General features: G+C 73.3%; 4 protein-coding genes and 1 pseudogene. All 5 read left to right on the plus strand.

Features of this window, described 5'->3' with window-relative positions:
* Positions 1-1,490 (plus strand): adenosine deaminase (locus GT045_RS20505; RefSeq protein ID WP_161335039.1); only part of this gene is annotated, 1,490 nt, incomplete at its 5' end.
* A gap of 407 nt (positions 1,491-1,897) precedes the next feature.
* Complete coding sequence (locus GT045_RS20510; protein WP_161296900.1) at positions 1,898-2,422, plus strand: hypothetical protein; 525 nt, start codon at positions 1,898-1,900, stop codon at positions 2,420-2,422.
* A 398-nt stretch (positions 2,423-2,820) separates the two neighbouring features.
* On the plus strand, positions 2,821-4,953 hold the full coding sequence (locus tag GT045_RS20515) for a hypothetical protein (RefSeq protein ID WP_161335040.1): 2,133 nt from the start codon (positions 2,821-2,823) through the stop codon (positions 4,951-4,953).
* A 140-nt stretch (positions 4,954-5,093) separates the two neighbouring features.
* Positions 5,094-6,605 (plus strand): GT4 family glycosyltransferase PelF, encoded by a 1,512-nt coding sequence (pelF, locus tag GT045_RS20520; RefSeq protein WP_161335041.1) that lies wholly within the window; start codon positions 5,094-5,096, stop codon positions 6,603-6,605.
* Positions 6,602-7,210: pseudogene (locus GT045_RS20525) on the plus strand (hypothetical protein); the annotation flags it as partial. The gene pelF and the pseudogene GT045_RS20525, both read left to right, overlap by 4 nt.

Consider the following 7,210-nt stretch of genomic DNA (forward strand, 5'->3'; position numbering starts at 1 on the left):
CGGCCGCGCCGCCGCCCCGGCCGTCGACGGCGGCGGAGGCGCGCACGGACGCCTACCTCCGTGCCCTGCGCGACCGGCCCGCCGCCCGGCGCGAGTTCTTCCGGCTCCTTCCCAAGGGCGGCGACCTGCACAACCACCTCTCGGGTGCCGTCTCCACGGAGTACCTGATCGAGCTGGCCGCCGAGGACGGCCTGTGCATCGACACCGCGACGCTGACCGCCGTCGTCCCGCCCTGCGGCGCCGGCACCCGCCCCGCCGCCGACGCGCTCACCGACCGCGCCTTCCGCGCGGCGGTGATCCGCGCCTGGTCCATGCAGGACTTCCCGCCCGGCGGGAACGGGCACGACCACTTCTTCGACACCTTCGGCAAGTTCGGCGAGGTCACCTGGCGGCACCGGGGCAAACTGCTCGCCGAGGCCGCCGACACCGCCGTCCGCAACAACCAGTTCTACCTGGAGACGATGGTCACCCCCGCCTCCGACGGCGCGCGCAACCTCGCCGCCCAGGTCGGCTGGGACGACGACCTCGCCGCCCTGCACCGGAAGCTGCTCGCCGGCGGCCGGCTGGACAAGCTGGTGGCCGACGCCCGCGCGGAGGCCGACGACGGCGACGCCGAGTTCCGCGCCACCGAGCACTGCGGCACCCCCTCGGCACGTCCCGCCTGCGGCCTGACCGTGCGCTGGATCTCGCAGGCGTCCCGGGGCAGTGCGCCGGAGCGGGTCTTCACCCAGCTCGCCCTCGGCATGCGGCTGGCCGAGGCCGACCCGCGGTTCGTGGCCGTGAACCTGGTCCAGCCCGAGGACTCGGCCGTCTCCCTGCGCGACTACAGCCTGCAGATGCGCATGGTCGGCTACCTGCGCACCCGGTACCCGGGCGCCCACGTCACCCTGCACGCGGGCGAGCTGTGGCCCGGCCTGGTCAAGCCCGAGGATCTGGCCTTCCACATCAAGGACGCCGTGGACGTCGCCCGCACCGAGCGGGTCGGACACGGCGTGGACCTCGTCCACGAGGACGACTGGCGACGCACCGCACGCACCATGGCGGACCACGAGGTGGCCGTGGAGGTGCCCTTCTCCAGCAACGCCCAGATCCTCGGGGTCAAGGGCGCCGAGCACCCCTTCGGCACCTACCGGCGCTACGGCGTGCCGGTCGTCCTCGCCACCGACGACCCCGGGGTCTCCCGGATCGACATCAGCCACGAGTACCGGTATGCCGCCACCACCTACGGGCTGAGCTACCCCGAACTGAAGGACCTGGCCCGAGCGTCCCTGGAGTACGGCTTCCTGACCGGCACGAGCCTGTGGCAGGGCAACCCCACCGCCACCGGCTACCGCCCGGTCTCCGCCTGCCGCGCCGAACGCCCCGGCCTGCCCGTGCGCGGCGCGGCCTGCCGGCACTTGCTAGCGGAGAGCGCCAAGGCCGGCCTCGAATGGCGCCAGGAGGCCGCCTTCGCCGCCTTCGAGCAGGCGCACGCCCGCTCGTCCCGCTGATCGCGTCCGGCCCCACGCCGGGACGGCCGTCCCCCGGTCCGTCCCGGCGTCGCCGTGCGCCTGTCATCGCGCCCCCGCGCCCCCCCGGTGGGGCCGGCCGGGGCCCCGGCGTCCCGGCCGGAACCGACCTTTTGGCCGAGAACGGCCCCAGGCCACAAGCGGATTCCCCGATTCCGCCCGCGCGGGGGCGTCTCGTCCGAGCCAATACCGCGAGGCGTCCCACCGGTCCGGCGGAACCCACGCCTCCCACCCGCCCCCCGGCTCCTGCGTGCGCGTATACGGTGAGTGACGACTCGCCACGGCATCCCCGCAGGTTCTTCACAGGGCGATCACTTTCGGCCGATGCGGGTGCGTGCCCGATGCGGCGGTGCAGACGCCACGCCGGGCCCGTCCTAGCCTCCCGGGCCATGCGATCTTCTCTGTCGAGACGCCTCGGTCTCACCGCCGTCCTCGCCTTCCTCCTCGCCGTCTTCGGCCTCGCGCCGAGCGCCAGCGCCGACCCCGCGCCGGCCGCGCTGACCTTCACCACCGACAGCGCCACCACCACCCCCGGCGGTGCGGTGAACCTGTCGATGACGATCACCAACAACAAGACCTACGACGTCTGGTTCGTGTACCAGACCATCGACCCGACCTGGCTCACCACCCAGCGTCCGGACCTGAAGTACAGCTTCACCGGCTGCAGTCTGGCCACCGCGAGCGGCAGCACCCCCTGTTCCGGCACCGGCCCGAGCAACCTCGGCGGCAACTACGGGGCCACCATCCCGCCCGGCCAGAGCCGCACCGTCACGCTGACCCTCCGGGTCGCCGCCGACTCCGGCTGCAACGGCAACATCGGCTTCTACTCGTACTTCTACGCCGAGTTCAGCGACAGCTCCAACACCAACGGCGGCCCCGTCTACACGCCCGAGACCCGGGTTCTCTGCGCCTGACGGACGCTTCGGTTCCGTGGACCGGCTGACCGGAATCACCTTCCGAACAAATGTCCCGCGCGGAACCGTTCCCGACACGTCGCCCGGCGGACCGCCACGGTCCGCCGGTGCGTCGCGACGCGGCCGCACCCCCGCGGACCCGGGCTTTTACCGTGACGCTCCCTGAGGGGGCGACGGGAAAACGGCCTTACGGGTTGCCTCCGGACGCCGTCGGACACCTGCACTTTTCCGTCAGGTTTCGTAACTCGACCACAAAAGCTACACAGAGGCCTCACCATATGTGACGCGACGAATGCGTCGACGACCGGCTTCTGAGGGGGACGCCGGCGTCACGCGAGGGGGTGCGTCCGCTCCACGGGAGCCGTGCTCACCCCTGCCCGGGGAGGGGACTTCACCGCATGAAGCGGACCATACGCACCACCGCGCTGACGGTGGGCGCGCTCACCGCCGCGCTCGGCCTGCCGGCCGGCCCGGCACAGGCCGACGGCACCGCACCGCGCGTCGATCTCAGAGTTCTGGTGGTGAGTGACGGTGGTCCGGCCACCGACGCCATCGCCGCCGAACTCGACACCGCCGGAACGCCGTACACGAAGCTCGACCTCACACGCTCCGACCGGCCCACCATCGACGCGGGCTTCCTCGCCGACACCGTCGACGGCCGGCCCCGCGCCAGGTTCCAGGCCGTCGTCCTGCCCAACGACAACCCGTTCGCGTCCGGTTCGAGCGAGATGACCGCGCTCACCGCCTATGAGAAGACCTATGCGATCCCGCAGGTCGACGCCTACACCTACGCCCGGCCCCAGGTCGGCCTCCAGGTCCCCACTTCCGGCGGCTACTCGGGCAGCATCGACGGCACCCAGGCACAGGTCACCGCGGCCGGGCAGGCGGGCCCCTTCGGCTACCTCGACGGCCCCGTGCCGTTCGAGGACAACTCGCCCACCGTCGGCGAGAGCTACGCCTACCTGGCCGCGCCCGCCGCCGGCGCCGACTTCACGCCGTACGTGCAGGCCACCGTCCCCGGCACCACGAGGCAGGGCTCCCTGGTCGGGGAGTACCGGCACGACGGCCGGCGCGAACTGGTCGTCACCTTCGTCTACAACCAGTACCAGCAGCAGTTCCGGCTGCTGGCCCGCGGCATCGTCGAGTGGATGACCGGCGGGGTGCACCTCGGCGCCTCCCGCAACTACTTCGCGGTCCACGTGGACGACGTCTTCGCCGCCGACGACCGCTGGGACACGCAGCTCAACTGCACCCCCGGCGACGTCGACTGCGCCAACGGCGCGGGCACGCCCAACCCGATCCGGATGACCCCGGCGGACGTCGACTACGCCACCGCCTGGCAGAACAGCCACGACTTCACCCTCGACCTCGTCTACAACGGCGCGGGCAGCGTCGACCAGCGCGAGGACAACGACGGCGTCGACCAGCTCGCCGACAAGCTCATCGCCGACCGCAACCTGTTCCGCTGGGTCAACCACACCTACACGCACGCCTTCCTCGGCTGCGAGCAGAACGTCACCGTCGTGCCGTGGACCTGCCAGACCAACACCGACGGCAGCACCAAGTGGGTCAGCCGCGCCACGATCGACTACGAGATCGCCACCAACCGGGCCTGGGGCCAGGCCAACGGGCTCCCGCTGCAGACCGACGAGCTGGTCACCGGTGAGCACTCCGGGCTGAAGATCCTGCCGCAGCAGCCGCAGGACAACCCCAACCTCGCGCTCTCGCTCGCCGACGACGGCGTGAAGTGGCTCGCCTCGGACAACTCCCGCGACCCGCAGCAGCGCCAGGTCGGGCCCGCCACCACGGTCTCCCGCTACCCGATGAACGTCTTCTACAACGCGGGCCACGCGGCCGAACAGGTCGACGAGTACAACTGGCTCTACACCAGCCGCGCCCAGGGCGGCAGCGGCATCTGCGAGGACAACCCGGCCACGACCACCTGCCTGCCGGCCCCGCTGAACACCACCACCGGCTACAGCGGCTACATCGTGCCGCTGGAGACCCGCATCGCCCTCGGACACGTGCTGTCCAACGACCCCAGGCCGCACTTCATCCACCAGTCCAACCTCGCCGAGGACCGCATCGCCTACCCCGTGCTCGACGGCGTCCTCGACGGCTACGCCGCCCTGTTCGCGGCCGACACCCCCGTGGTGAACCTGCGGATGAAGGACACCGGCGTCGAACTCCAGCGCCGTGCCGCCTGGAAGAGCGCCGTGCAGGCCGGCCAGGTGACCGCCTACCGCATCGGCGACACCGTGACCGTGCAGGGGCCGAACGGCACCGCCGTACCGGCGACCCTGCCCAGCGGCACCACCTACGGCGCCGGCGCCTTCGGTACCGCCTACGCCGGCGCCCGGTCAGGCTGGACCGCCTCCACCGGCACCGCGCTCACCTTCACCCTGCCGGCGTCCGCGATGGCGGCACCGACGGGTCCCGCGGCCACCTCGGCCGCGGCCACCGCCCCGGCCCCGGACACCAAGGTCCCGGCGGGCGTCACCGAACAGATGCCGTACACCCCGGACAGCTGAACGGCGCACCGCCCCGAGGGCCCGCCCGCGCCGCACGCCCGTCGATGACGGGCGGCGACCGGACGGGCCCGGCTCCCGGCCGCCCATGAGCGGCCGGGACCCGCACGACCACCCCACACCTCGGCCGTGGAGCCCCATCGATGCACGTTCACCACGGCGCGCGCCGCACCGGCGCGGCGCACGTCACCCTGCTCACCGAAGGCACCTACCCGCACAGTCACGGCGGCGTCAGTGTCTGGTGCGACCAACTCGTCCAGGGCATGCCCGACCTCGACTTCGACGTCACCGCCGTCACCGGCACCGGACGCGAACCCGTCGTCTGGGAGCTGCCCGACCACGTCCACAGCGTGCTCTCCGTACCCATGTGGGGAGCCCCGCCCGACGGCCGGCCGCCCCGGGGCCGGGCCCTGGGCCGGCTCGCCGCGGCCTACGAGGACTTCCTGACCGCACTGCTCGACCCGCACGCCGAGGACCGGTTCCCGGCGGCGCTGTACACCATGGCCAGGGCCGCCTCGGACGGCACGCTCAGCCCGTTCCTGCGCGGCGACCGGGCCATCACCATCCTCGCCGGGGTGTGGAACCGCCCCGGACTCGCCGTCCGGGAGGCCCGGCCCACCCTGCACGACGCGGTCACCGCCACCGCCCTGCTGGAACACGCCCTGCGCCCGCTCGCCGCACCCGTGCCCCGGCACGGCGTGGCCCACGCCGTCAGCGGCGGCGTCGCGGTACTGCCCGGCCTCGCCGGCCTGGAGCGGTACGGAGTCCCGCTGCTGCTCACGGAACACGGCGTCTACCTGCGGGAACGCTACCTCGGGTATCGCACCGCGCCCTACCGCTGGCCGGTGAAGGCCGTCGTCCTCGGCTTCTTCCGGCTGCTGGCCGAGGAAAGCTACCGCCGGGCCGCGCTGATCACCCCGGGCAACCGCTACAACCGGCTCTGGGAGGAACAGGGCGGCGCCGCCCCCGAGGCCATCCGCACCGTCTACAACGGCGTGGACCCCTCCGCCTTCCCGCCGGCCGGACCCGAGCCCGCCGTCCCCACGCTCAGCTGGGCCGGCCGCGTCGACCCCATCAAGGACCTGGAGACCCTCATCCGCGCCTTCGCCCTGGTCCGCCGGGAGATACCGCAGGCACGGCTGCGGCTCTTCGGCGGCACCCCGCGCGGCGGCGAGGCGTACCGCGAACGCTGCGAGGCCCTCGCCGCCGAACTCGGGCACGCGGACGCCGTCACCTTCGAGGGCCGGGTCGACGACATCAAGGACGCCTACGCGGCCGGGAACGTCGTGATGCTCTCCAGCATCAGCGAAGGCTTCCCGTTCACCCTGATCGAGGCCATGTCCTGCGGCCGGGCCACCGTCTCCACCGACGTGGGCGGGGTGCGGGAGGCCGTCGGCGACACCGGCATCGTCGTCCCGCCGCGCGACCCGGCCCGGATGGCGGCGGCGGCACTGGAACTGCTCGGCGACGCCGGGCGGCGCGGGGCGATGGGGGAGGCGGCCCGGCTGCGCGTCATCGACCAGTTCACCCTGCGCCAGACCATCGACACCTTCCGCGCCATATACCTCGAACTGCCCACCCACGCCCGGCCGTTCGCCGTACCAGCCGCGCAGGGCCAGGGGCTCCGGGTCGCCGCCGGGAGCCTGGCCGGATGAGCGGGCCCATGGCGCTCGAACCGGGCGGCGCCGAACAGGACACCCTCGCACTGCGGCTCGCCGGGACGCCCGCCCGGGGCGACGACCGCACCCTGGCCCTGCGGCTGCCCGGCTTCGCCGCCGACCCGGAGGCGGTGAGCCGGCTGGCCGCGGACCTGGCCGACCGCATAGGACCCGCCGTCCACCCCTACGAGGTGGCCGCCCTGCTGGAGGCCGAGGGCCTGACCGCCGAACAGATCACCCAGCGGTACGGCCACCCGAACCTCTTCTCCCTCGCCACCGCCCTCTACGAGCAGGTACCCCGGACCTTCCCGGAACCCGCACCGGCGGCCGATCCCTGGCGCCCGGACACCGTCCGCTGCCTGCTGCGCGGGCTGCTGTTCGCCCTGCCCGGACTCGCCTACCTGCTCACCGCACCCCTGTGGCACCCCGGCCGGCACGCGGCCGCCCTGATCGTCGCCGGCCTGGTCTCGTGGGCGTGGGGCCAGGCACTCGGCCACCGCGCCCACCTGCGGATGGCGGCCGGCCGCCGGGAGGCCGCCCGTACCCTGCTGACCGGCGCACCGCTGGGCGCGGCCCTCGCCACGGGCGCCGCGGCCCCGCTC

It is taken from the genome of Streptomyces sp. SID486, assembly GCF_009865385.1.
Taxonomy (GTDB): domain Bacteria; phylum Actinomycetota; class Actinomycetes; order Streptomycetales; family Streptomycetaceae; genus Streptomyces.